A 23825-nucleotide genomic window follows, 5' to 3' on the forward strand; every position below is an offset into this window, starting at 1 on the left:
GCCGACTTAACGAGTCGGCTTTTTTTTGACTAAAACCTATAAAACCAATAAACCGAGGAAAAGCACACATGACCCGTCGCGCCATCGGCGTCAGCGAGCGCCCGCCGCTGCTCCAGACCATTCCGCTCAGCTTCCAGCACCTGTTCGCCATGTTTGGCGCCACCGTGCTGGTGCCTATCCTGTTCAAGATCAACCCGGCGACCGTGCTGTTGTTCAACGGCATCGGCACGCTGCTGTATCTGTTCATCTGTAAAGGCAAGATCCCGGCCTACCTCGGTTCCAGCTTCGCGTTTATCTCGCCGGTGCTGCTGCTGTTGCCGCTCGGTTACGAAGTGGCGTTGGGCGGTTTCATCATGTGCGGCGTGCTGTTCTGCCTGGTGGCGCTGATCGTGAAAAAGGCCGGCACCGGCTGGCTGGACGTGATGTTCCCGCCGGCGGCGATGGGGGCGATCGTCGCCGTCATCGGCCTGGAGTTGGCGGGCGTGGCGGCCAATATGGCGGGGCTGCTGCCGGCGGAAGGCGCCAGCGCCGACTCGACCACCATCACCATTTCGCTGGTGACGCTGGCGGTCACGGTGCTCGGTTCAGTACTGTTCCGCGGCTTCCTGGCGATTATCCCGATCCTGATCGGCGTACTGGTGGGCTATGCACTGTCGTTCTTCATGGGCGTGGTGGATTTGACCCCGATCCGCGAGGCGCACTGGTTCGCGCTGCCGACCTTCTACACCCCGCGCTTTGAGTGGTTCGCCATCTTCACCATTCTGCCGGCGGCGCTGGTGGTGATCGCCGAGCACGTCGGCCACCTGGTGGTGACCGCCAACATCGTGAAAAAAGACCTGATCCGCGATCCGGGCCTGCACCGCTCGATGTTCGCCAACGGCATCTCGACGGTATTCTCCGGCTTCTTCGGCTCCACGCCGAACACCACCTACGGCGAGAACATTGGCGTGATGGCCATCACCAAGGTCTACAGCACCTGGGTGATCGGCGGCGCGGCGGTGCTGGCGATCCTGTTGTCCTGCATCGGTAAGCTGGCGGCGGCGATCCAGGCGGTGCCGGTGCCGGTGATGGGCGGCGTTTCGCTGCTGCTGTACGGTGTGATCGGCGCTTCGGGCATTCGCGTGCTGATCGAATCCAAAGTGGATTACAACAAAGCGCAGAACCTGATTTTGACCTCGGTGATCCTGATCATCGGCGTGAGCGGCGCCAAGGTGCACATCGGCGCGGCGGAGCTGAAAGGCATGGCGCTGGCGACCACCGTGGGGATCGGCCTGAGCCTGCTGTTCAAGGTCATCAGCCTGTTCCGCAAGGAAGAAGAGGTGCTTGACGCGCCGGACGAATCGGCGGAGCAGAAGTAACGAAAAGGGCAGCCCAGGGGCTGCCCTTTTGACTTATGGCATTCGCCTTAGCTGCGAATTTTGCGGTACACGAACAGCACCACGATGGCGCCGATAACCGCCACCACGAAGCTGCCGAAGTTGAAGCCGTCAACCTTGCCGTAGCCGAAGAAGGTGCTGATATAGCCGCCGACCACGGCGCCGATGATCCCCAGCACAACGGTCAGGATAAAGCCGCCGCCGTCTTTGCCGGGCATGATCCACTTAGCCAAAATACCGGCGATCAGGCCGAAGATAATCCAGGAAATAATCCCCATTTACTGCTCCTTTCTTTGGTGGCTGAGAATAGCTTACTGCTGGGTGGCCGGCTGAGTATTGCCGTTCACCGCCGCATCGGTCTCTTGTTTCAACTCTTGCGCTTTGTTTTCGGCGCTGTTCTTGATGGCTTCGGTCTTCGCCTTGGCCTGCTCGGTCAGATCGTTGGCGCCGTTGATGGCGTCGTTTTTGATGGCCTTGGCCTGATCCACCAACTGCTGGCTCTGTTTGCCTGCGTCGTCTTTGATCGCGGCGGCTTTGGCCTTGGCGTCGTTGGTGATGGCGTCCGCCTGCTTGGCGGCGTCTTCTTTAATCGCCGAAGCTTTGTCTTTCAGCTGATCCGCCTGAGTGGCGGCCTCTTTTTTGATTTCATCCGCCGTCGCTTTCGCTTTGTCCGTCAGATCGTCCGCTTTTTTCTGGGCGGCGTCTTTCATCTGCTCGGCGCTGTCTTTGGCTTTATCCAGGTTGGCGTCAACCTTGGAGGAGTCATCACAGCCGGCAACCAACAACCCGATAAAGGAGGCCAACAGCACTTTATTCCATACTTTCATCGTCTATATCCTTGCAGAAACCTTGTTGATGGTGATTGCATTTAGCCTACCTATACTAGGTCAGATTTTACTTAAATTACAAATTTAACCTGCGCAGGCATGGAGTTAGGGAATGATATCGGATAATTCTTGCCTCGGCGGGCGCCGCCGCCGATCAAGCGATGCTTAGGCATTGTTCACTATTGCGGCATAAGATCCTGCCGGTTCAACAGCGCCCGTTTTCTGTGTTAAACTGCCCACGTTTTTCTGCCAGTTTTGGTTGAGGTGCTTCTCTGAATACGCCGGCACAGCTTTCACTGCCACTTTATCTTCCCGATGATGAAACTTTCGCCAGTTTTTATCCGGGCGAGAACCCATCCCTATTAGCCGCGATCCAATCCGCCGTCCGTCAGGAACATGGCAGCTATATCTATTTCTGGTCGCGTGAAGGCGGCGGGCGCAGCCATCTGCTGCATGCGGCCTGCGCCGAGCTTTCGCAGAAAGGCGAAGCGGTGGGCTATGTGCCGCTCGACAAGCGCGCCTACTTCGTGCCTGAAGTGTTGGACGGCATGGAGCAGCTGGCGCTGGTCTGCATCGACAATATCGAATGCATCGCCGGCGACGAAGAGTGGGAGATGGCGATCTTCAACCTCTACAACCGCATCCTGGAAACCGGCCGCACCCGTTTGTTTATCACCGGGGATCGTCCGCCGCGTCAGCTGAACCTGCGTTTACCGGATCTGGCTTCGCGCCTGGACTGGGGGCAGATCTACAAGTTGCAGCCGCTGTCGGACGAAGAGAAACTGCTGGCGCTGCAGCTGCGCGGCAAACTGCGCGGCTTCGAGCTGCCGGAAGATGTGGGCCGCTTCCTCTTGAAACGGCTGGATCGCGAGATGCGCACGCTGTTTATGACCCTCGATCAACTCGATCGCGCCTCGATCACCGCCCAACGCAAGCTCACCATCCCGTTCGTTAAAGAGATCCTGGGGCTGTAACGGGCTAATCTGCCTATTTTTCCGCGTGTTCCAGCAGGGAGCAGTAGTGCTCAACCTGCTGGCGTTGCCGATCGTTTCGCAGTTGCAAAGCGAGATTGATATGTTCCAGACACTGCGCATTGTCTGCAAGCCGTGGGTCGATTTTCCCCTGCTGTGCCAACCAGGCCGCCACGTCAGCCCAGCGCCACAGCGGTGAGGCGCCGCCGAGCCGTTGAATGGGGGAAGGGAAGCCGCCGGGGCCGCGAGTTCCGTCTTTTAGCATGGCGATCGCCTGACGCGACAGTTCGGTGAGCTCGGCAATATCGCTTAATCCCACCAGACTGGAGTCCACCGATATCACCTTGGCGCCGATATTTGCGGATTCAATATCGCTGATGGCGCTGCAAATCGCGTGCGCAAAGTTATCGCTTTCTCGATCGAACTCCAGGTAAACGGCTTTACCGTAGAAACAGATCAGCGCGTCATCGCATCCCGCCGCATACAGCGCATCTTCCAGCCCGGCGGTATCGGCGGTGACCCCATCCAGCGTCAATGAGAAATGATAGAGCGTCATGGTGATTCTCCGGTTATTTTTTCTGCGACAGCGCCAGGCAGTGATCGACTTTGCGCCGAATCTGTTTGGCATGTACCTCTGGGTTTTTTGGCGTGCTCCAGATGCTCATCATATGTTCTTGATGCCCGGCAAAGGCGCAATGTAGTCGGCCAAATGCGTGCCCCTTGCTGGGCCGAAAATGCCAACCCTGAGAAAGGGCGTAAGCTAATGCCGCCTGAATGTGCTTGTCTGGGTGTTTTTTCATCGCTCGTCCAGTGATGCGATCAGGGTAGGTGGGGTGTTGACGATTGTCAACGGCTGTTTCACCGAGAGATTTGGCGTTTGCGCAGCATAGCAGCGGAAGAAGACTGTGATGATGAAAAGTATTTATATAACAATTAATTAAAAATAGCCCTGTTCAGGGCTATTGGTATTTTGCGGTTCAATAAGAGATTTGCCGGACGATTACAAAATCTCCAGCACCTGCTCCGGCGGCCGGCCGATGCGCGCCTTGCTGCCTTTCACCACGATCGGGCGTTCGATCAGTTTCGGGTTCGCCGTCATCGCCGCCAGCAGTTGCTCTTCGCTCAGGCTTTCGTCCGCCAGCTTCAATTCCTTGTACAGATCTTCTTTTTTGCGCATCAGCTCGCGCGCGGATGTGAAGCCCAGTTCCTTCAACAGCTTTTTCAGCTCATCGACCGTAGGGGGCGTTTCGAGGTACAGCACCACCTTGGGATCGACGCCGTGCTGTTCCAGCAGCGCCAGGGTTTCACGGCTCTTGGAGCAGCGCGGGTTGTGGTAAATCGTGACGTTTTTCATGGCGTTCATTCCTTGTTGAATCAGCTGCGCTGGTATTGGCGGAAGCGCTGTTGCAGTTGGCGCAGCTGGTCGATGCGCGCATCGTAGCGCGCCTGTTTCAGGCTGCCGAGTTTCTGCAGCGAGCTGGCATTGCTGAGCAGGCCGATAGCCTGATCGAGCCGGCCGTTCAGCGCCAGGCTTTCGGCGCGGGCCGACAGCTCTTCATCGCGCAGCCCCTGAGCGGCGCTGGCCTGCGCCAGCAGATCCCAGCCGTTCGGATCGTCCGGATGGGCAAAGGTGTAGCGGTTCAGGATCTTCGACGCCTGCGCCGGCTGGTTGCCTTCGACATAGGCGTTGGCCAGGTTGAGCTGCAGCACCGGGTTGTTGTTCTGGGCGACGTTGGCCGCCTGCAGGCGGGCGATGGCCTGCGGCGCGCGTTTCTGGCCGAGATCGATATCGGTCATCAGGTCAATCAGCCAGACGTTTTTCGCATCCTGCGCCAGCATCGGTTGAATGATGTTGCGCGCGTCGTCGTATTTTTTCGCTTCATAGAACAGGATGGCGCGGCCGTATTTGGCGGCCGCCTGTTCGCGCACGTTCCCTTTGCTGAGCGAGCCGAGCAGCTCTTCATTCAGGCCATAGCCTTCCGAGCTGTACATGCCCAGTGCGCGCACCTTGGCCATCAGGTAATCCTGCGAAGACTGCACGATGTGTTTCTGCATCTGGTTGGCGCGGTTGCGCGCATCAGAGAGACGGCTGTCCGGCAGCGGGTGCGTCAGCAGCATTTCCGGCGGCTTGGAGGCGTAACGCGACTGATCCGAGAGTTTCTGCAGGAAGTCGGGCATCGCTTCCGGATCGAAACCGGCGCGCTGCAGCACCTGAATGCCGATGCGATCGGCTTCCTGTTCGTTCGATTGGGTAAAGCTGATCATGCCCTGCTGGGTGCCGGCCATGGTGCCGCTCAGCGCCGCCATGCCCATGGTCGGGTTGGCCATCGCCAGCAGGATGGAACCAAGCGCGCCCACCCAGGTCAACGGGGCGTTGCGTTGCTGATCTTCCATTGCGCGCGCCAGGTGGCGCTGGGTGACGTGCGAGATTTCGTGCGCCAGCACCGAGGCCAGCTGGCTTTCGTTGTCGCTGACGCGGAACAGGGCGGAATGCAGCACCACGTTGCCGCCGAAGAAGGCGAAGGCGTTGATTTCGTCGTTGCGCACCAGATAGAAATGGAACGGCGTGCGCACCGAATAGGCGCTGGCCACCAGCCGGTTGCCCAGTTGGTTGATGTATTGACTCAGTAGCGGATCGTTGATCAGCGGGGCGCTGGCGCGCAGTTGGCGCACGTAGAAGTCGCCCATCGCCAGCTCTTGTCCGATGCTCAGGGTGCCGCCGGCGGAGGTGCCCATATCCGGCAACTGGTCCTGGCTTTCCGCCTGTGCTGGCGCCAGGGCGGTGGCGTTCAACGTGCCGAGCAACAGCACCGCTAACGCGGTTTTGGTCAACCGGTTGGTCATAGTCAGGCGTTTCCCTTAAATAATCATTTCTAAGACGTCAGCAGCAGACAAGAGTTCTTTATTCCCACGGCGCGATCCGCGTGAAAGTGCGGCGGATCACAAACCGCCGCGACGGCAATCATCACATCATAGTCAGCGGCAGGCGACAAGGAAACGTTAGCCGGGGGCGAATAGGGCAAAAAAGTTTTATTTTTCATTTCGAAGGGCGTTTTCTCCGTCGGGAGCGAGACGGAACTTCAATAAAACGCGGATAAAGTTAGTCTGTGTTTTATTGACAAGATAAACGCAGACTCATATAGTCTGCGTTATTGAAGGTTTACTGACGGTCAAAAACGGACATATGGCGTACATCACAACCAGCGTTGAATATGGCATCCACTGCCTGCTGTGGCTGGTCGGCGATAACCAGCGCGCGCTCAGCAGCCGCGAACTCGCCGAACTGCAAGGGATCTCCCCCAGCTTTCTGGCCAAGATTTTCCCCAAGCTGGAAAAGGCGGGCATCGTCGCCGCCAGTGAAGGGGTGCGAGGCGGTTACCGGCTGGCCCGTCCGGCGAAAGAGATCAGCTTTCTGGAGATTATCGACGCCATCGAGGGGCACAAGCCGCTGTTCGATTGCCAGGAGGTGCGCGGGCGCTGTGCGGTGTTCGATGATTCCCCGCCGGAATGGGCGGTCTCCGGCAAATGCGCTATCCATGCGGTGATGCTGCAGGCGGAGAAGGCGATGCGCGATGCGCTGGCGGCGCAGACCCTCGGCGACGTCGCTGCCCGTTTTGGCCGCAAGGCGCCACAGGGCTTCTTCGGCGAGGTCAACATCTGGCTCGACGAGCGCATGACGGAACGCACCGCGCGCAGCGGCAAAACGGCTCGCGCCAAGACTTAAACTCCGCCTTTCCTTAAAACAAAACACATTTTTCCCGCCTCTTCGGAAGGGGCGGGCGGTCCTTCTGCACCCTGCGACGGGAGCGGAACGGCGCCGTTCATCCGAAAAAACTGCGGGCAGCCTCGTCGCCCGGTCAACCCTGTATGAAGGAGTCATCCCATGACGCAGAAAATAGTGATTGCCGGTTCCGGTTTTGCCGGTTTTTGGGCCGCCGTGTCCGCCATGCGCGCCATTACCCTTGCCGGTAAGCATGACGACATCGAGGTGCTGATGGTTTCGCCGACGCCAACGGTCACCATCCGGCCACGCCTGTATGAAGCGGTGCTGGAAAACATGAACCCCGACATTTCCGCGCAGCTCACCGCCATCGGTGCACGGCACCTGGCCGGGACGGTGGAACGTATCGACGCCGCCGCCAAAACGCTCAGGGTGGCGCCGGCGGTGGGGGAACCCCTTGAGTTGGCCTACGATCGTTTGGTGTGGGCCACCGGCAGTCGGCTTTCCGTGCCTGCGGTGCCGGGCTTTGCCGAATACGGTTTCAACGTCGATACGCTGGAAAGCGCACAGCGCTTGGGCGCTCATATCAAAGCGCTGGCGGCCAAACCGTCAACGCCGGCGCGCAACACTGCCGTGGTGGTGGGAGCGGGGCTGACCGGGCTGGAGAGTGCCGCGGAGATGCCGCAGCGGCTGCGCGATGCGCTGGGGCAAAACGAGAATGTGCGCGTGGTGATCGTCGATAGCGCCCCGGAAGTGGGCGCAGGAATGGGCGCGGAGCCGGGGGCGGTGATTCGCCAGGCGCTGGCGGAGTGCGGCGTGGAAGCGCGAGCCGGCCTGCGCGTTTCGGCTATCGATGCCGAGGGGGTGATGCTGTCGAACGGTGAGCGCATCGCCGCCAACACGGTGATCCTGGCGGCAGGCGTGCGTGCGCATCCGCTGACCGAGCAAATCCCCGGCGAACGTGACGCTAATGGCCGAGTGATCGGCGACGCCTTCCTGCGCGCGCCGGCGGCGGCGGGCATTTTCGTGACCGGTGATACGGTGAAAGCGGCGACCGACGATCTCGGTAACCACAATCTGATGACCTGCCAGCATGCGATGAGCCTCGGCCGCGTCGCCGGTCACAATGCGGCGGCGGAGTTGGTGGGGTTGCCGACGCACCCGTATAGCCAGCCGAAGTATGTGACCTGTCTGGATCTGGGCCCCTGGGGCGCGCTGTATACCGAAGGCTGGCAGCGCCAGGTGCGCTTTACCCGTCAGGAAGGCAAAAAGATTAAACAGGAGATTAACACGCAGTGGATTTACCCACCGGCGGCGGACCGCGAGGCGTTGTTCGCCGTCGCCAATCCGGATTTCGTGATTGTGCCTTAAAAAGATAAAAACGGGAGCGGCAACGCTCCCGTCGTCATTGGCCCAGCGGCAGGAAAGAGCGTTCCGGCACCACGGTTTTCATCACCAGCGTGGAGCTTAGGCGCTGCACGCCCGGCAGGGCGGAGAGCTTCTCGTCGTAAAGCTGCTGGAAGGCGGGCAGATCGCGGGCGATAACGTGCAGCAGATAGTCGGGATCGCCAAACAAACGCTGTGCCTGCACCACCTGCGGAATGTCCACCATGGCGTTTTCGAAGGTTTCGACGGCGCGGCGATCGCCTTCGCGCATGGTGACGAACACCAGGGCGGAAAAGTTATAGCCCAGGCTGCCGGGATCGAGCTGGGCGCGGTAGCCCCTGATCACCCCGGATTCTTCTAATGCGCGCACCCGGCGGTGGCAGGGGGATACGCTCAATCCGATCCGCTCGGCCAGCTCGGTCACCGACAAACGCCCGTCGGCCTGCAGTTCAGCAAGAATCTTGCGATCAATCTTGTCCATTTGGAAAAATTTCCCCGCTTATGCCGATTTCAGGCAAGTAATTGAAAGCACATTTTAACGCCTTGAGGATATTCTTGCCATCTGTTGAACGGTTTTGACGGCCGCCGCCAGGCGGCGGCCGTGCTTATTCTACGAGGAAAACGCGATGGTTCTTTGTTCGGAATGGCGCGGCGCGTTTGAGAGGGCGCCGGCATGACGCTCGCTCTGTTCGCCGCTTTTTGGGCGGTGTCGATTTTGTTGGTGATCACGCCGGGTATGGATTGGGCCTATGTGATCTCGGCGGGCATTCGCGGGCGGGTAGTGGTGCCCGCCGTCGCCGGCTTGCTGTTTGGCCACCTGCTGATGATTGCGATCGTGGTGGCGGGCGTCGGCGCGCTGCTGGTCGGCAACCCGCTGGCGCTGACGGCGCTTACCTTGCTGGGGGCGGCTTATCTGTTGTGGATCGGTTTCAACATGCTGCTGCACCCGCCGGTGCCCGGCGCCGGCGAAGATCAGTGTTCCGATTCCTGGCTGCGCTGGGCCGGCAAGGGCGTGTGCGTCAGCGGGCTGAACCCCAAGGTGTTTCTGCTGTTTCTGGCGCTGCTGCCGCAGTTTACCGACGCCCGGGCCGAATGGTCGGTGCCGATGCAGATGCTGGCGTTGGGCGTGGTGCATTTGATCAGCTGCGGCCTGGTGTATCTGCTGGTGGGATTCGGTTCGCAGTCGGTGCTGCGCACGCGCCCGCAGGCTGCGAAGGTGGTGGGGCGCATCTCCGGCGCGGCGATGATCGTCATCGCCCTCGGGCTGCTGGCCGAGCAGGCGCTGAAATAGTGGTTCGAAAGGCCCGCTTGTGCGGGCCTGGCGGTATCAGGCTTTGACGGCGAGCAGCACCGATGAGGCTTTGATCAGGGCAATGGCGCGCGAACCGTTCTTCAGCGCCATCTCCTGCAGGCTTTCATTGGTGATCACCGACGTCAGCACAAAACCGGCATCCGCTTTGAGGTGTACGGTGCTGTTGACTGCGCCGTGCTCAACCGCAATCACTTCCCCGGCAAACTGGTTGCGGGCGGAAAAACGCAAACCGCAATCCTCTGTTGCCAGGATCACCCACGGCGCTTTAATCAGCGCGACGGCCTCTTTACCGATGGTTAACCCCAGCGACTGTTGGCTTTGTACCGTGACGATAGCCACCAGTTTTTCACCGCCCTGCAATGCGATCTCCACTTCGTCATTGACGGCGCCTTTGGCGACGGCGGACACGGTACCGGTGAATTGGTTACGGGCTGAAACGGGCATAGATTCTCCTTGAAAGGGGCAAACGGTAAAATTTTTCGCCAGCATGCACCCTAACCGCCGCGATTGCCAATACCGCGGGGAAAGAGTGTGAACAGAGAGAGCTTACTTAAAAATTAACGCCGATAGATGTCCGGCCGGGCGATCTGCCAGACAAAATCGGGACGGTTAATAGCGCTATAGCCCACTTTTTCATAGAGCCAAGGGGCGGTGCTGGTGACCAGCATGACTCGCCGCAGCGTCGCCATCAGCGGATGGGCCTGGCAACATTCCGCCAGCCACAGGCCCAGCCCGCCTTTTTGATGCGCCTCCAGCACGTAAACGTCGCACAGATAGCCGAAGGTGGCGTAATCGGTGACCAGCCGGGCGAAACCGATTTGTCTGGTGCCGTGATACAAACCGAAGCACAGGCTGTGGGCGAGGGACTGGCGAACGGTCTCTTTATCAATGCCTTCCGCCCATGACGAACGGGTCAGAAATGCATGGATGGCGTCAAGATCCAGCAGGGCAGGCTCGGTGCTGACGAAATAGTCAGCACGCCGCCACTCCCGTGGGGCAGGTGTTGTCATGAGGGTTCTTCTCCTGTTGTCTGCTCGTTTGCCGTTAATTGCCTGTACGCAGGGTGAGGCAGTCTATCGACGGTGTAAGGCGAGATAATCATGCCCGGCACTGCGATCGATAGCTGGCGTATTGGCTTTGATAATACGAGATACCGCCATGACTTTTAGAGAGGGAAGGAAAATATTTACGCTTGATTGCGTAAATAATAATGAGTATGTTTCTCATTCTCTTTGTTGTTCGCGGGCGCATGAAGGAGTTATTAGCCTGCATTAGCGTGATAGTTGATTCACAGGGAAACACTGAGACGCGCGGTGGCGCTCATTTCTCGTTATGAGAAAGCTCAAAACTAAACTGCAGAGCCCCCGTTAACGCCGTTTTAAATGGTCAAGGATTTCCCCGATGAAAATGAAAGTTTCTGTGCTCGCCCTGTTGACGGGTATGGCGCTAAGCGGCTGCGCGCCGCACCAAACCACTGCCTCTTCTCCTGCTGTGCAACCTCTCGCGCAAGCGGCGCAATCCGAAAGCGTCGTCAAACGCCAACTGGCTTATGGCTTGTATGAAATGGCGCTGACGCCAGGAGGAGATGCGCTGTACGTCGCCAGCGCCGAAAGTTTTAAAGATGTGCAGGGTGGCGTGGTCTATAAGCTGGACGCCAAGTCTCTGAAAACCCTTGGCACGACGCATACCGATCTGAAAAATTTCGCCATGCAGGCCTCTGCTGATGGGAAAACCCTTTACGTCAGCAATTCGCTGGACGGCGGTATCAGCGCAATCGGCGTCGCCGACGGTAAGGTGAAAGGGCGTTTGCTGTTCAGCGAGCGTAATGAGAAAGGGTTACCGTATGGTGCGCGCCAAATTCTGGCTCACAACAACACGCTGTATGTGGGGGCGGTGGCCGATCCGGCGCAAATTTGGGTGGTTGACGCCGAAACGCTCAAGCTGAAAACGCGCATTAAAAATACCGGCAAATGGATGACCGGCCTGCATTACTCCGCGCAGACCCAACGTGTGTATGCCGCCAATGGCAGCGGCGAGATCCTGGTGATCAACCCGCGTTCCAACCGCATCGAAAAACGCTGGAAACCGTTGGGAGACCAACCGGCACTGCTGCTCAATATGGCGGAGGACGAGGCTACCGGTCGCTTGTTCGTCACCGACAACTCCAAGGCCAAGACCACACTGGTCTTGGATATTCACACCGGAAAGTTATTGAAGCGGCTTGATGTGGGCGACTCTTTGGCTGTCGTTTTCAATTCACGGCGCAACGAAATTTATATCTCGCAGCGTGAATCCGGCAATGTACTGAGCCTGGATGCGACGACCTATGCGGTGAAACAGCGCTGGGCGTTGCCGCCGAATCCAAACAGTTTGTTGTTGTCGGCAGACGGCCAGACATTGTTCGTTACGGTCAAACAACCGTTTAACAAAGATCATTCCACTCAGGGGCCGGACAGCGTGGTTCGCATCGCGTTGAATAAATAAGCCCCATCGGCCCGGCGACGGGCCATTTAACTTTTATCCTCATTCATGAGTGAATTATGCACAACACCAGTACAACGAATTTCCCTTTACGTAAAACGCTGTTGGCGCTGGCTATCGGCGCGCTGAGCCAGAGCGCGCTGGCCGCAGACGGCGACGCCAAGAAAAACCGGGAGGACACCTTGGTCGTCCGGGCCGAAAAACACGCCGATTTCAACTCCGGCGGCAATGATTTGGTTCCCGCCTACCTGGATGGACAGGTTGCCCACGGCGGCCGCCTGGGAATGTTGGGCGAACAGAAAGCGATGGACGTTCCGTTCAACGTCATAGGCTATACCGCGAAGCTGGTACAGGATCAGCAGGCGAAGACCATCGCCGACGTGGTCAGCAACGACGCGGGTGTGCAGGCGGTGCAGGGATACGGTAACTTCGCCGAAACCTATCGCATCCGCGGTTTCCAACTGGACGGCGACGACATGACGATGGGCGGGCTGCCGGGCGTGGTGCCGCGTCAGGTGGTGGATACCCAGATGCTGGAGCGGGTTGAGATCTTCAAAGGGGCGAACGCCTTGCTGAATGGCCTGGCTTCCAGCGGCGTTGGCGGCATGATCAATCTTGAACCGAAACGGGCGGAAGAAACGCCGACCACTCAGATCGGTATCGACTACACCTCCGACTCTCAGGTGGGCGGCAAGCTGGATCTGGGCCGCCGTTTTGGTGACGACAACCAGTTTGGCGCTCGCGTCAACCTGGTGCACCGAGAGGGGGAAACGGCGGTTGAGGATGATAAGCGGCGCACCACGCTGGCATCGGTCGGGCTGGACTATCGCGGCGATCGTTTCCGTTCATCGTTGGACTTCGGTTATCAGAAAAAGACCTTCCATGGCGGAACGATGGGGGTCAACATCAGCGGCATCGATGTGGTACCCGCGGTGCCTGACACCCGTAAAAATTACAGTCAGCAGTGGGGCTACAGCGATATCGAGAACGAATTCGGCATGGCGAAAGCGGAATATGATTTAACCCGCGACTGGAAGGCCTATGCCGGGTTGGGCGCGCAGCACGGCCATGAAACCGGGGTTTACAGCGCACCGAAGCTCATCAACGCCAACGGCGATGCCACGGTTGGGCGCCTGGACACCAATCGCATCATCGACGCTTTCAGCGGCATGGCGGGGCTTGAGGGCAAGTTCACGACCTGGGCGGTTTCGCATCGGGTCAACGTCGGCTATTCCGCGCAGATTAAACGCGACAAAACCGCGTGGCGCATGTCCGCCAACAATCCGACGACCAATATCTACGATAACCATGATGTCGCAATACCGGACAACGCCTATTTCGGCGGCAACTACAGCGATCCGCTGACCACGGCGCGCAACCGGACGCAGGGCTGGTTGTTCAGCGATACCTTGGGCTTTTTCGGCGATCGGGTGTTGCTAACGGCGGCCGCGCGCCATCAGAAAGTGGTGGTGCGTAATTACAGCAACGCCACCGGCCTGGAGGATACCGCCTCCCGTTATACGCAAAGCCGTTGGATGCCGACGTTCGGGCTGGTCTACAAGCCGTGGGAAACGGTGTCGCTTTATGCCAACCATACCGAGGCGTTGCAGCCTGGCGGCATTGCGCCGAAAGAGGCTGCTAACTTCGGGCAGAGTACCGGTATCGCCCGTTCCAAGCAAAATGAAGTGGGCGTGAAAGTTGATTTCGAACGCGTGGGTGGCTCGTTGGCGCTGTTTGAAATCAAAAAGCCGGCCACCATGATCGACAGCAACAACTACTACACGTTGAACGGCGAACAACGCAACCGCGGCGTGGAGTTGAATGTGTTCGGCGAACCGGCATTCGGCCTGCGCCTCAACGGCAGCGCTACCTGGCTTTCGCCCGAGTTGACCAAAACCCAGGGTGGTCGTAACGATGGCAAAGACGCGATCGGCGTAGCGCACTTCTACGCGGTGCTGGGAGCGGAGTACGATATCAAGCCGGTCGATGGCCTGACGGCAACGGCGAAAGTACGGCATACCGGTTCGCAATATGCCGACTCCGCCAATACCAAAAAGCTCGATAGTTTCACGACCCTGGATCTCGGCCTTCGCTATCGCATGCGTTTGAATGAGGATCAAAATACGCTGGTATGGCGTGTGGGGTTGGACAACGTCACGAATGAGAAGTATTGGTCCGGTGTAGAAAGCAATGGCACTTACGTCTTCCAGGGACAGGCGAGAACGCTGAAAGCGTCGGTAACTTACGACTTCTAATCGATACAGAAACGACGGCGGCCCACATGCGATGGGTCGCCGGTTCCTTCTCCACCGGGGGGGCGTTTTTCAGCATGACCGATGGGTGAGTACGCTGATCAAATCCAGCGCGTCGTCCGCCGCCGCGACTTCACTTTCGCTGAGCGCCTGCCGCTCGATGAAGCTCTCGATAGCTTCCAGCAGAGAGAAGACGCTGATTTCATCCCCTATTTTCACGACTTCGCACACGCCGCGCCCAATTGCCTGGCAGATTGCCTCATCAAATTCAAATGGCTTGTTGTTCATCTCTCCCCCGACGGCATTTGGGATTATGACGACCATGTTACCGGTTTTTACACGGCGGCGGTCTGACGAAAATCCCATTTCTTTTCGTTGCTGCAGAATGGCTCACGATCGCGTGCGTTGGCGAAATTCTGATTTCCTTACGGCGGTCAGATTTCCCTTGAGACCGCCTGAGCGGCGCGGTATTGTCGCCAAATGACGACAATGCCGCCTCATTGTCCGCATAAAAAATTTATGACGTTATCATCCCTTCATCCCGCTGCCGTGCGGGATTTTTTTATGAGGTTTTTCTCAAAGTGCGGAGAACCTCGACGCGATCGCTTGCCATGCTCTGGGAATAATCCTAGCTTGAAATAGTCATTTAGGGTTAGCAATCCCTCATGACCTCCTTGTAATACTTGATGCACCAGAACGTTTTCTCCCCCCGCTTAGGCGGGGGTTTTTAATGGTGTGCATCGGCAGAGGCCTTCAACGTAAAGAACCGACAGAGTTCGTGGCGATAATCGGTTTACGCATCATCAAGGGACAGGACAATGAAAAATGATCTGGCGGCGGCGATCGCCATCGGCTGTGTGTTGTTGTTCGCATTGGCGGTCGGTTCGCCGCTCTCCATCAGTGCCTCGCTGTAATCTTCTGCGGCCCCGCCCGGGGCCGTTCACCGACTCTGACGCGGCGTCTGCGGATTTTTGCGCCGATCGCCCACCGGCGCGATAAATTCAGCCAAATCGCTGTTGATGTATGGCGAACTTTGAGTACTCTGAGTGCTTTGCACACCCCCACGTGCGCCGTTCTATCTATGCTTTAATCAGGCCCATCACAGGAATCGCCATGCCCGCCCGTCAAATCTCGAGGAGCCCGCTCTGATGCTGGAGATGCTATTACAGTGGTACCGCCGCCGTTTCACCGATCCACAGGCTATCGCGTTGCTGGTGATCCTGGTCGCCGGCTTCCTCATTCTCTATTTTCTGCACGGCATTCTGACCCCGTTGCTGGTCGCCATCGTGCTGGCGTATCTGCTGGAGTGGCCGACCGCGCGCCTGCAGCGCATCGGCTGTTCGCGCACCTGGGCGGCGAGCATCATGCTGCTGGTGTTCGCGGGCGTCGCCATGCTGCTGGTGTTCGTCGTCGCGCCGACCGCCTGGCAGCAGGGCATCAATCTGATGAGCGATCTGCCGGGCATGCTCAACCAGTTCTATAACTTTGCCGCGACGCTGCCGAAGCGTTATCCGGCGCTGGTGGATGCCGGCATCATCGACATGATGGCGGAAAATCTGCGCAGCCGGCTGTCCGGCATGGGCGAGTCGGTGGTGAAATTCTCGCTGGCGTCGCTGGTCGGCCTGTTGACGCTGGCTATCTACCTGATCCTGGTGCCGATGATGATGTTCTTCCTGTTGAAAGACAAAGAGCAGCTGCTGAACGCGGTGCGCCGCGTGTTGCCGCGCAATCGCGGTCTGGCGGGGCAGGTCTGGAACGAGATGAATCAGCAGATCACCAACTATATTCGCGGCAAGGTGCTGGAGATGGTGATTGTCGGCGTGGCGACCTACCTGGTGTTCGCCGTGCTGGACATGCGCTACTCGCTGCTGCTGGCGGTGCTGGTGGGTTTTTCGGTGCTGATCCCCTATATCGGCGCGGTGCTGGTCACCATACCGGTGGTGGTGGTAGCGCTGTTCCAGTGGGGCGTCGGCGCCGATTTCTGGACGCTGATCGTCGCCTATCTGGTGGTGCAGGGGCTGGACGGCAACCTGCTGGTGCCGATCCTGTTCTCCGAGGCGGTCAACCTGCATCCGCTGGTGATTATCCTGTCGGTGATCGTGTTCGGCGGAATGTGGGGCTTCTGGGGCGTGTTTTTCGCCATACCGCTGGCGACGCTGGTGAAGGCGGTGATTCACGCCTGGCCGGATGAACTGCGGGTCGAGGTGGAAGACAAGGCCGGCTGACGGAGGGAGACGAAGCGCAGCTGGCCGCTGCGCTTCGTGAGAATTACTGCTGCAGGTAGTTCAGAACGATGTCGTGGTGATTGGTGGTTTTGAAATCATCAAACACTTTTTCAATCTTGCCTTTGGCGTCGATCAGGAAGCTGATGCGATGAATGCCGTCATAGGTCTTGCCCATGAAGGTTTTCTCGCCCCACACGCCAAACTGTTGCGATACCTGATGGTCTTCATCAGACAACAGCGTGAAGTTGAGCAGCTCCTTTTCGGCGAAGCGCGACAGTTTTTCCGGTTTGTCGGTGCTGATGCCCAGCACTTCGACGCCGGCCTTTTTCAATTCGTCCATGTTGTCCCGCAGGCCGCAGGCTTGCACGGTGCAGCCCGGCGTCATCGCCTTCGGATAGAAATAAACCAATACTCGCTGTCCCTGGAAGTCGGCCAAATTAATTTCCTCACCGTCCTGGTCAGGCAAACTAAATTTCGGCGCTGTGTCACCGGCTTTCAATGGGCTCATCACTACTCTCCATCTTTCTCATCATGCTGTGGATAGTTCACCACGCTAATACTGCCTTGCGCGTTCAATTCTGTACATAGGCGATGGAAGGCTTGCTCAATATTTGAGGCGTCCCGATCGCCGGAACTGTGGGCGGTGATTTGAATATACAGCTGCGGCGGCAGGTCGCCGTCCGCTGGCTGCGTGCGTGAGACCAGCTCGGCGATATTCATCTGGCTGGAGTCGAACAGATCGGTAAAACGTTCGATGATGTGCGGCGAGTCCTTCACCTCGACCTGAACCCACACGGTGGCCGGCATCGGCGGCCTTTCATGCGAGTTTGTGCGCTTCATCACGATCAGCAGCTCCAGCTCCGCGCCTTTTTGCGGCAGGGTGGATTCGATCAGGGTGATGGCGTTCCAGCTGCCGGACAGCAGCATGATGAACGTGAACTCCTCTCCCAGCATGGCCAGACGGCTATCTTCGATATTGCATCCGCAACTGCTGACGTGGCGGGTGATGGTATTGACGATTCCGGGGCGGTCGGCGCCGAGCGCGGTAATCACGAGATAGTGTTCGTCTGACTGAGGCAAAATGGCGCTTCCTGTCGTGCTTAATGGGGTTACCATGGTAAACATAAAAAAAACCGCCTGCCAAGCGCTTACAACGCGGTTGTGCGCTTGCTTTTGGATAGGCAGCAAAAGTACCATGAGTGACTTGTTTGTGGAGGGGACGGCCAATGTTTACGGGAAGTATTGTTGCACTGGTTACGCCGATGGACGACAAAGGTGCTGTCGATCGCGCGAGCCTGAAAAAATTGATCGATTATCATGTAGCCAGTGGCACCGCGGCGATCGTTTCCGTAGGGACCACCGGCGAGTCCGCAACGCTTGCCCATGACGAGCACGTTGACGTGGTGCTGCAGACGCTGGAGCTGGCCGACGGCCGCATTCCGGTGATCGCCGGCACCGGCGCCAACGCTACCGCCGAAGCCATCGCGCTCACCACCCGCTTCGCCAACACTGGCGTGGTAGGTTGTTTGACGGTGACGCCGTACTACAATAAGCCGACGCAGGAAGGGCTGTATCAGCACTTCAAGGCGATCGCCGAGAGCACCGAGCTGCCGCAGATCCTGTATAACGTGCCTTCGCGCACCGGCTGCGACATGCTGCCGCCGACCATCGCTCGGCTGGCGAAAATCAAGAATATTGTTGCTGTAAAAGAAGCGACGGGGAACTTAAGTCGCGTTAGTCAGATCCAAGTGCTGGTTGACGATGAAGACTTCATTTTGCTGAGCGGCGACGACGCCAGCGGGCTGGACTTCATGCAACTGGGCGGCAAAGGGGTGATTTCCGTGACGGCCAACGTGGCTGCACGCGAGATGGCGGAACTTTGTGCGCTGGCGGCGCAGGGCAAATTCGCCGAAGCGCGCCGCTTAAATCAGCGCTTGATGCCGTTGCATCAGGATCTATTTGTAGAAGCAAACCCAATTCCGGTGAAGTGGGCCTGTAAGGCGTTGGGATTGATGGCAACCGATACGCTGCGTCTGCCGATGACGCCGTTGAGCGAAACCGCCCGCCCGGTGGTGGAGCGCGCGCTGAAAAGCGTCGGTTTGCTGTAACTCTAAGGGAAATTTGATGGCTTATTCATTGCAAAAGTCGACGGTAGCAAAAGTAGTGGGCATCTCTTTGGTGATGATGCTGGCGGCCTGCAGCAGCGATCAGCGCTACAAGCGCCAGGTCAGCGGCGACGAGGCTTACCTCGACGCGGCTCCGCTCAAGGCGCTGAACGCGCCGTCCGGCATGATCCTGCCGGTGCAGAGCGGCAACTATGACGTGCCCGCCACGACGCTGCAAGGCAACGTCGGCAAGCAACTGGACATTCGTCCGCCGGTGCAGCCGTTGGCGCTGCTGAGCGGTTCTCGCGCGCAATACGCCGGCGACAGCGGCACGCTGCTGCTGGAAAACAGCCCGCAGAACCAAAACCTGTGGTCGCGCGTAGTCAGCCTGCTGCAGGCGAAGAACATCGCGATCGCTTCCCGCCAGGACGCCGGTCAGACCCTGACCACCGACTGGGTGAAGTGGAACCGTCTGGACGAAGACAACCAGTACGAAGGCCGTTATCAGATCAGCGTGCAGCAACAAGGCTACCAGCAGGCGCTGGTGGTGAAAAGCGTTGGCCTGCAGCAGCAGGGCAAGACCGAACAGGTCACCGATCAATCTGAGATCCAGCGTTACAACGGCATGATGATCAACACCCTGATCGAAGGTCTGGACAAGCAGGACAACCTGGCGAGCAGCCAGACCGCCAGCCGCTTCGGCGCGCTGGACGTGCAGAGCGGCGCCGATGATACCGGCCTGCCGATGTTGGTCGTGCGCGGCCCGTACACCGTGGTGTGGGATCGCCTGCCGCCGGCGCTCGAAAAACTGGGGATGAAAGTGGGTGACCGCAGCCGTCCGCAGGGCACCGTCGCCGTGACCTACAAGTCCCTGAGCAGCAGCGATTGGGATGCGTTGGGCGTCAAGGATCCTGAGCTGGCGGAAGGGGATTACAAGCTGCAGGTCGGCGATCTCAACAACCGCACCAGCCTGCAATTTATCGATCCGAAAGGCAAACCGCTCACCCAGTCGAAAAACGACGCACTGGTGGCGGCATTCCAGTCTGCCTTCAGTAAAACCAGCGTTAAATAACCAAAAAGGGGCTTCGGCCCCTTTTTGTTTTGTCTATACGGTATCGTTTGCGTCGCAGGTTTGGCACAATAGTGCCCGGCACGCCAAAGAATTCATTAGGTCAATTCTATACCCCCTAATTTCGGGCCGCGCTCGGGAGACAACGGGGATACATCACTGGAGTAAGTAAGATGCAAAAGCTAGCTGAGCTGTATCGCGGAAAGGCAAAAACCGTTTACACCACCGAGAATCCCGATCTGTTGGTGTTGGAGTTCCGCAACGATACGTCAGCACTGGATGGTCAGCGCATTGAGCAGTTCGATCGCAAAGGCATGGTGAACAACAAGTTCAACCATTTCATCATGAGCAAACTGGAAGAAGCCGGCATCCCGACCCAGATGGAGCGTCTGCTGTCCGACAACGAAGTGCTGGTGAAGAAGCTGGACATGGTGCCGGTGGAATGCGTGATCCGCAACCGCGCCGCCGGTTCGTTGGTGAAGCGTCTGGGCATCGAAGAAGGTCTGGTGCTGAACCCGCCGCTGTTCGATCTGTTCCTGAAAAACGACGCCATGCACGATCCGATGGTCAACGAATCCTACTGCGAAACCTTCGGCTGGGTGAGCAAAGAGCATCTGGCGCGCATGCGTGAGCTGAGCTATCGCGCCAACGAAGTATTGACCAAGCTGTTTGACGACGCCGGCCTGATCCTGGTCGATTTCAAGCTGGAATTCGGCCTGTTCAACGGCGAAGTGGTGCTGGGCGATGAATTCTCGCCGGACGGCAGCCGTCTGTGGGACAAAAACACCCTGGACAAGATGGACAAAGACCGCTTCCGTCAAAGCCTGGGCGGGCTGATCGAAGCCTACGAAGAAGTGGCGCGCCGCATCGGCGTGAAGCTCGACTAAGCGTTGGCACCGCCATTCGGGGCGATCCGGCCGGATCGTCCCGCTGTTCTGCATTTTTCCAGAAAATTTCTACATTTCCTCCGCGGCAGACCATTTATAATGATGGATGCGAGATGACTAAAACCTATCCCACTCAGGCTTGAAGCTGCCTTTGCGCTTACCAACGCGCGGCATCTTCAACGAGCAGGGGAAATATCTGGAGTGTATTTATGCGTTGGCAAGGGCGTCGGGAAAGTGACAATGTTGAGGATCGTCGCGGGCAGTCTTCAGGTTTGGGCGGCGGTGGCGGCGGTTTCCGCGTGCCGGTGCGCGGCAAGGGTGGCATCGTCATTCTGGTGGTGGTGCTGGTGGCCGGCTATTACGGCATCGATCTGTCGCCGCTGTTGAACGGCGGTAATGTCGCTCCTCAGGGTCAACAACAGAGCGCCAGCATCAGTCCGAAAGACGATGAGCTGGCCAAATTCACTTCGGTGGTGCTGGCCTCGACCGAAGATAACTGGAAAGAGATTTTCCAGCGCATGGGCAAAACCTACCAACCGCCGAAGCTGGTGATGTATCGCGGCGTGACGCGCACCAGCTGCGGCACCGGTCAGGCGGCGATGGGGCCGTTCTACTGCCCGGGCGACAGAACGGTGTATATCGATCTGTCTTTCTATCAGGACATGAAGACCAAGCTGGGCGCCGGCGGTGATTTCGCTCAGGCCTATGTGGTGGCGCATGAAGTCGGCCACCATGTGCAGAACCTGCTGGGCATCGAGCCGAAGGTACGCCAGATGCAGCAGGGCGCCAGCCAGGCGGAAGTGAACCGCCTGTCGGTGAAAATGGAGCTGCAGGCGGACTGCTTTGCCGGCGTATGGGGCAAATACGCCGAGAAGCAGCAGATGCTGGAAGAGGGCGACCTGCAGGCGGCGCTGAATGCCGCACAGGCGATTGGCGACGATCGGTTGCAGCAACAGAGCCAGGGCCGCGTCGTGCCGGACAGCTTTACCCACGGCACTTCGCAGCAGCGCTACACCTGGTTTAAACAGGGCTTCGACAGCGGCGATCCCAATACCTGCAACACCTTCGCATCCCGTTAACACCTCAAGTGCCGGAGCCTGACTCCGGCATTTTTTTCGAATTGAGATACAGCCTTATGCTACAGGCAGCGCAACAACTCATGCGGCGGCAGGGCATCCGGCGCCTGCTGGTGCTCAGCGGCGAACCCGAGTGGTGCCGCGAACAGGCGCAGCGGCTGGCGGCGACGTTGCCCGGCGACTGGCCTTGGGTCGGGGAGAATCCGCCGCCCGGTCAGGCGGCGTTGGCGAGCGGCGCGGTGCGTCAATTGCTGGGGCAGGAGCGGCTGCATGCAGTGTTCGATGCCGGTCATTCGCTGGACGTAGAGGCGTTGGCGGCGCTGAGCGGCGCCCTGCGCGCCGGCAGCTGGCTGCTGTTGTTGACGCCGCCCTGGCGGCAATGGGCTCAGCTGCCGGACGGCGACAGCCTGCGCTGGAGCGATTGCCCGCAGCCGATCACCACCTCGCATTTCATCCGCCATCTGCAGCAGCATCTGACCGACGACAGCGAAGTGACGATCTGGCGGCAGGATGAGCCCCTGACGCTGGCCGCGCTGCCGGTGCGTGAAGGGTGGCAGCCGCCGGATGGCCGGCCGACCGAGGAACAACAGGCGATCTTGACGGCGCTGCTGCAGGCCGAGTCCGGCGTGTGGGTGCTGACCGCCGCCCGCGGCCGCGGCAAATCGACGCTGGCGGGCATGCTGGTGGCGCAGTCGCCGCTGATCTGCTGGATCACCGGGCCGAGCCGCGCCGCCACGGCGGTGGCCGGAGAATGGGCGCAGGGGCGCGCGCAGTTTTGGGCGCCCGATGCCTTGTTGGCGCAGTGCCGGGAAGGCGACGTCAGCGCCGTGGGGTGGCTGCTGGTGGATGAGGCGGCGGCGATCCCCGCGCCGCTGTTGCAGCAGTTGATCGGCTATTTCCCGCGCGTGTTGCTGACCACCACGGTGCAGGGCTATGAAGGCACTGGCCGCGGTTTTCTGCTGAAGTTTTGCGCCGGGCTGCCGGCCTATCAGGCGCTGAGCCTGCAGCAGCCGATGCGCTGGGCGCAGGGGGATGCGCTGGAACGGATAACGGACAATGCGCTGTTGTTCAACGAGCTGCCCGCCTGGCCGGCGGATGGCCAGGCGATCGATTACAGCCAGGCGGAACAAGGCGAGCTGTGCGCCGATCCGCAGCGGCTGGCGCGTTTCTACGCCCTGCTGAGCAGCGCGCATTACCGCACCTCACCGCTGGATTTGCGCAGGTTGATGGATGCGCCCGGCATGCATTTTGGGCTGGCGCAGGCCGGTTTGGAGGTGGTCGGCGCCGTGTGGCTGGTGGAAGAGGGCGGATTGAGCGCCGAGTTGGCGCACGACGTGTGGGCCGGCCGCCGTCGGCCGCGCGGCAATCTGGTGGCGCAGTCGTTGGCGGCGCATGGCGGCCAATGGTGGGCGCCGACGCTGCGTTCACGGCGCATTACCCGCATTGCGACGCTGCCGGCATTGCGGCGGCGGGGTATCGCGCGCCAATTGATCGAGCGGCAACGCCGCCAGGCGCAGGGGCTGGACTTCCTGTCGGTCAGCTTCGGCTATACCGAGCCGCTGTGGCGCTTTTGGCAATCCTGCGGTTTTGAGCTGGTGCGCATTGGCAGCAAGCCGGAGGCCAGCAGCGGCTGCTATACCGCGATGGCGATCTTGCCCCTGAGCGAGCAAGGAGAGGCGCTGCGGCACGCGGCGCACAAGCATCTGGCGCGCGACTGGCCCTGGCTGCGGCAGCGTATCGAGCTAACGCTGGCGATCCCGGGCGACGATGGCGATACGTCGCTCGGCGAAGAGGACTGGCGCGAGCTGGCCGGGTTCGCTTTTGCCCATCGGCCGCTGGAGGCCAGCCTGGGGGCGTTGCAGCGGTTACTGTTGGCCAGCAGTCTGCCGCTGCCCGCACTGCGCGGCCATCTGCAGCGGCGGCACTCTCCCGCGGAGTGCGCAGAGCGGGCGGGCGTCAGCGGCCAGAAAGCCTTGCTGCGCCACTGGCGGCACGAAACGGCGCAGGCGCTGGAACAGCTGAATGCGCAGCACTGCCGCTACTGGCGCGACTGGGCGCAGTCATTGCAATAAGCAGTCATTGCAATAAATTGAAGAACTTGCTCAATAAAACCCGATTTTCCCGATTTCTCAGCGGC

At 59.3% G+C, this 23825-nt stretch carries 25 protein-coding genes; 13 read left to right on the forward strand and 12 right to left on the reverse strand.

Features of this window, described 5'->3' with window-relative positions; translation table 11 throughout:
• Positions 1-68: 68 nt before the first annotated feature.
• A complete protein-coding gene (gene uraA / locus J0X03_RS05815; protein WP_033644021.1) occupies positions 69-1358 on the forward strand; it encodes a uracil permease in 1290 nt (429 codons plus the stop codon).
• A 47-nt stretch (positions 1359-1405) separates the two neighbouring features.
• Here the strand turns inward: uraA and J0X03_RS05820 are convergent, their stop codons facing one another.
• Complete coding sequence (locus tag J0X03_RS05820) at positions 1406-1654, reverse strand: GlsB/YeaQ/YmgE family stress response membrane protein (protein ID WP_016926728.1); 249 nt, start codon at positions 1652-1654, stop codon at positions 1406-1408.
• Positions 1655-1687: 33 nt separating this feature from the next.
• The gene (locus tag J0X03_RS05825; protein WP_016926729.1) at positions 1688-2203 is read right to left on the reverse strand and encodes a hypothetical protein; all 516 of its coding nucleotides are present in this window, start codon (positions 2201-2203) and stop codon (positions 1688-1690) included.
• A gap of 272 nt (positions 2204-2475) precedes the next feature.
• Here J0X03_RS05825 and hda point away from each other — a divergent pair, with 272 nt between their 5' ends.
• Positions 2476-3177 (forward strand): DnaA inactivator Hda, encoded by a 702-nt coding sequence (gene hda, locus J0X03_RS05830; protein WP_025159568.1) that lies wholly within the window; start codon positions 2476-2478, stop codon positions 3175-3177.
• A gap of 13 nt (positions 3178-3190) precedes the next feature.
• Here the strand turns inward: hda and J0X03_RS05835 are convergent, their stop codons facing one another.
• The 4 genes from J0X03_RS05835 to bepA all read right to left on the reverse strand — a co-directional run bounded on the left by J0X03_RS05835 (position 3191) and on the right by bepA (position 6018).
• On the reverse strand, positions 3191-3730 hold the full coding sequence (locus J0X03_RS05835; RefSeq protein WP_033644020.1) for a helix-turn-helix transcriptional regulator: 540 nt from the start codon (positions 3728-3730) through the stop codon (positions 3191-3193).
• A 13-nt stretch (positions 3731-3743) separates the two neighbouring features.
• Entirely contained in the window at positions 3744-3974 is a 231-nt protein-coding gene (locus tag J0X03_RS05840; protein ID WP_033644019.1) for a hypothetical protein, read from the reverse strand.
• Between the two features lie 200 nt (positions 3975-4174).
• Positions 4175-4528 (reverse strand): arsenate reductase (glutaredoxin), encoded by a 354-nt coding sequence (arsC, locus tag J0X03_RS05845; protein WP_033644018.1) that lies wholly within the window; start codon positions 4526-4528, stop codon positions 4175-4177.
• Between the two features lie 20 nt (positions 4529-4548).
• A complete protein-coding gene (gene bepA, locus J0X03_RS05850) occupies positions 4549-6018 on the reverse strand; it encodes a beta-barrel assembly-enhancing protease (protein ID WP_033644017.1) in 1470 nt (489 codons plus the stop codon).
• A gap of 340 nt (positions 6019-6358) precedes the next feature.
• Here bepA and J0X03_RS05855 point away from each other — a divergent pair, with 340 nt between their 5' ends.
• Together J0X03_RS05855 and J0X03_RS05860 are read left to right on the forward strand one after the other, a co-directional pair.
• Positions 6359-6898, forward strand: coding sequence for an RrF2 family transcriptional regulator (locus J0X03_RS05855; protein ID WP_033644016.1), 540 nt, complete (start codon positions 6359-6361; stop codon positions 6896-6898).
• Between the two features lie 159 nt (positions 6899-7057).
• Complete coding sequence (locus tag J0X03_RS05860; RefSeq protein ID WP_047574113.1) at positions 7058-8266, forward strand: NAD(P)/FAD-dependent oxidoreductase; 1209 nt, start codon at positions 7058-7060, stop codon at positions 8264-8266.
• Between the two features lie 34 nt (positions 8267-8300).
• Here the strand turns inward: J0X03_RS05860 and J0X03_RS05865 are convergent, their stop codons facing one another.
• Entirely contained in the window at positions 8301-8762 is a 462-nt protein-coding gene (locus J0X03_RS05865; RefSeq protein WP_033644014.1) for an Lrp/AsnC family transcriptional regulator, read from the reverse strand.
• Positions 8763-8954: 192 nt separating this feature from the next.
• Here J0X03_RS05865 and J0X03_RS05870 point away from each other — a divergent pair, with 192 nt between their 5' ends.
• On the forward strand, positions 8955-9572 hold the full coding sequence (locus J0X03_RS05870) for a LysE family translocator (protein ID WP_046687614.1): 618 nt from the start codon (positions 8955-8957) through the stop codon (positions 9570-9572).
• Positions 9573-9608: 36 nt separating this feature from the next.
• Here J0X03_RS05870 and J0X03_RS05875 read toward each other — a convergent pair whose 3' ends face one another.
• Entirely contained in the window at positions 9609-10037 is a 429-nt protein-coding gene (locus tag J0X03_RS05875; protein ID WP_046687613.1) for a TOBE domain-containing protein, read from the reverse strand.
• A gap of 113 nt (positions 10038-10150) precedes the next feature.
• Positions 10151-10603: a GNAT family N-acetyltransferase gene (locus J0X03_RS05880; RefSeq protein ID WP_069100432.1), complete on the reverse strand. Its 453-nt coding sequence runs from the start codon at positions 10601-10603 to the stop codon at positions 10151-10153.
• A gap of 391 nt (positions 10604-10994) precedes the next feature.
• On the opposite strand from J0X03_RS05880, the gene J0X03_RS05885 reads away from it, so the two are divergent.
• Together J0X03_RS05885 and J0X03_RS05890 are read left to right on the forward strand one after the other, a co-directional pair.
• Complete coding sequence (locus J0X03_RS05885; RefSeq protein WP_069100431.1) at positions 10995-12077, forward strand: YncE family protein; 1083 nt, start codon at positions 10995-10997, stop codon at positions 12075-12077.
• 56 nt (positions 12078-12133) lie between these two features.
• Positions 12134-14329 carry a TonB-dependent receptor gene (locus J0X03_RS05890; RefSeq protein ID WP_069100430.1) on the forward strand — a complete coding sequence of 732 codons (2196 nt, stop codon included), beginning with the start codon at positions 12134-12136 and terminating at the stop codon, positions 14327-14329.
• Between the two features lie 69 nt (positions 14330-14398).
• Here J0X03_RS05890 and J0X03_RS05895 read toward each other — a convergent pair whose 3' ends face one another.
• Complete coding sequence (locus J0X03_RS05895) at positions 14399-14614, reverse strand: hypothetical protein (RefSeq protein WP_160204481.1); 216 nt, start codon at positions 14612-14614, stop codon at positions 14399-14401.
• Between the two features lie 860 nt (positions 14615-15474).
• Between J0X03_RS05895 and J0X03_RS05900 the strand changes: the two genes are divergently transcribed.
• A complete protein-coding gene (locus tag J0X03_RS05900; protein WP_033644006.1) occupies positions 15475-16551 on the forward strand; it encodes an AI-2E family transporter in 1077 nt (358 codons plus the stop codon).
• A gap of 43 nt (positions 16552-16594) precedes the next feature.
• Here the strand turns inward: J0X03_RS05900 and bcp are convergent, their stop codons facing one another.
• Together bcp and J0X03_RS05910 are read right to left on the reverse strand one after the other, a co-directional pair.
• The gene (bcp, locus tag J0X03_RS05905; protein ID WP_033635500.1) at positions 16595-17059 is read right to left on the reverse strand and encodes a thioredoxin-dependent thiol peroxidase; all 465 of its coding nucleotides are present in this window, start codon (positions 17057-17059) and stop codon (positions 16595-16597) included.
• A gap of 2 nt (positions 17060-17061) precedes the next feature.
• Positions 17062-17667, reverse strand: a complete 606-nt coding sequence (locus J0X03_RS05910) for a glycine cleavage system transcriptional repressor (RefSeq protein ID WP_369795937.1) — start codon at positions 17665-17667, stop codon at positions 17062-17064.
• Positions 17668-17777: 110 nt separating this feature from the next.
• Here J0X03_RS05910 and dapA point away from each other — a divergent pair, with 110 nt between their 5' ends.
• The 5 genes from dapA to J0X03_RS05935 all read left to right on the forward strand — a co-directional run bounded on the left by dapA (position 17778) and on the right by J0X03_RS05935 (position 23760).
• A complete protein-coding gene (gene dapA / locus J0X03_RS05915; RefSeq protein ID WP_033644005.1) occupies positions 17778-18659 on the forward strand; it encodes a 4-hydroxy-tetrahydrodipicolinate synthase in 882 nt (293 codons plus the stop codon).
• Between the two features lie 16 nt (positions 18660-18675).
• The gene (bamC, locus tag J0X03_RS05920) at positions 18676-19728 is read left to right on the forward strand and encodes an outer membrane protein assembly factor BamC (RefSeq protein WP_033644004.1); all 1053 of its coding nucleotides are present in this window, start codon (positions 18676-18678) and stop codon (positions 19726-19728) included.
• 170 nt (positions 19729-19898) lie between these two features.
• On the forward strand, positions 19899-20612 hold the full coding sequence (gene purC / locus J0X03_RS05925) for a phosphoribosylaminoimidazolesuccinocarboxamide synthase (RefSeq protein ID WP_033644003.1): 714 nt from the start codon (positions 19899-19901) through the stop codon (positions 20610-20612).
• 209 nt (positions 20613-20821) lie between these two features.
• Entirely contained in the window at positions 20822-21691 is an 870-nt protein-coding gene (ypfJ, locus tag J0X03_RS05930; protein ID WP_033644002.1) for a KPN_02809 family neutral zinc metallopeptidase, read from the forward strand.
• A gap of 56 nt (positions 21692-21747) precedes the next feature.
• The gene (locus J0X03_RS05935; RefSeq protein WP_160204480.1) at positions 21748-23760 is read left to right on the forward strand and encodes a tRNA(Met) cytidine acetyltransferase TmcA; all 2013 of its coding nucleotides are present in this window, start codon (positions 21748-21750) and stop codon (positions 23758-23760) included.
• Positions 23761-23825: the final 65 nt, after the last annotated feature.

The sequence above is a fragment of the Serratia ureilytica genome (assembly GCF_017309605.1).
GTDB classification, from domain to species: Bacteria; Pseudomonadota; Gammaproteobacteria; order Enterobacterales; family Enterobacteriaceae; genus Serratia; species Serratia ureilytica.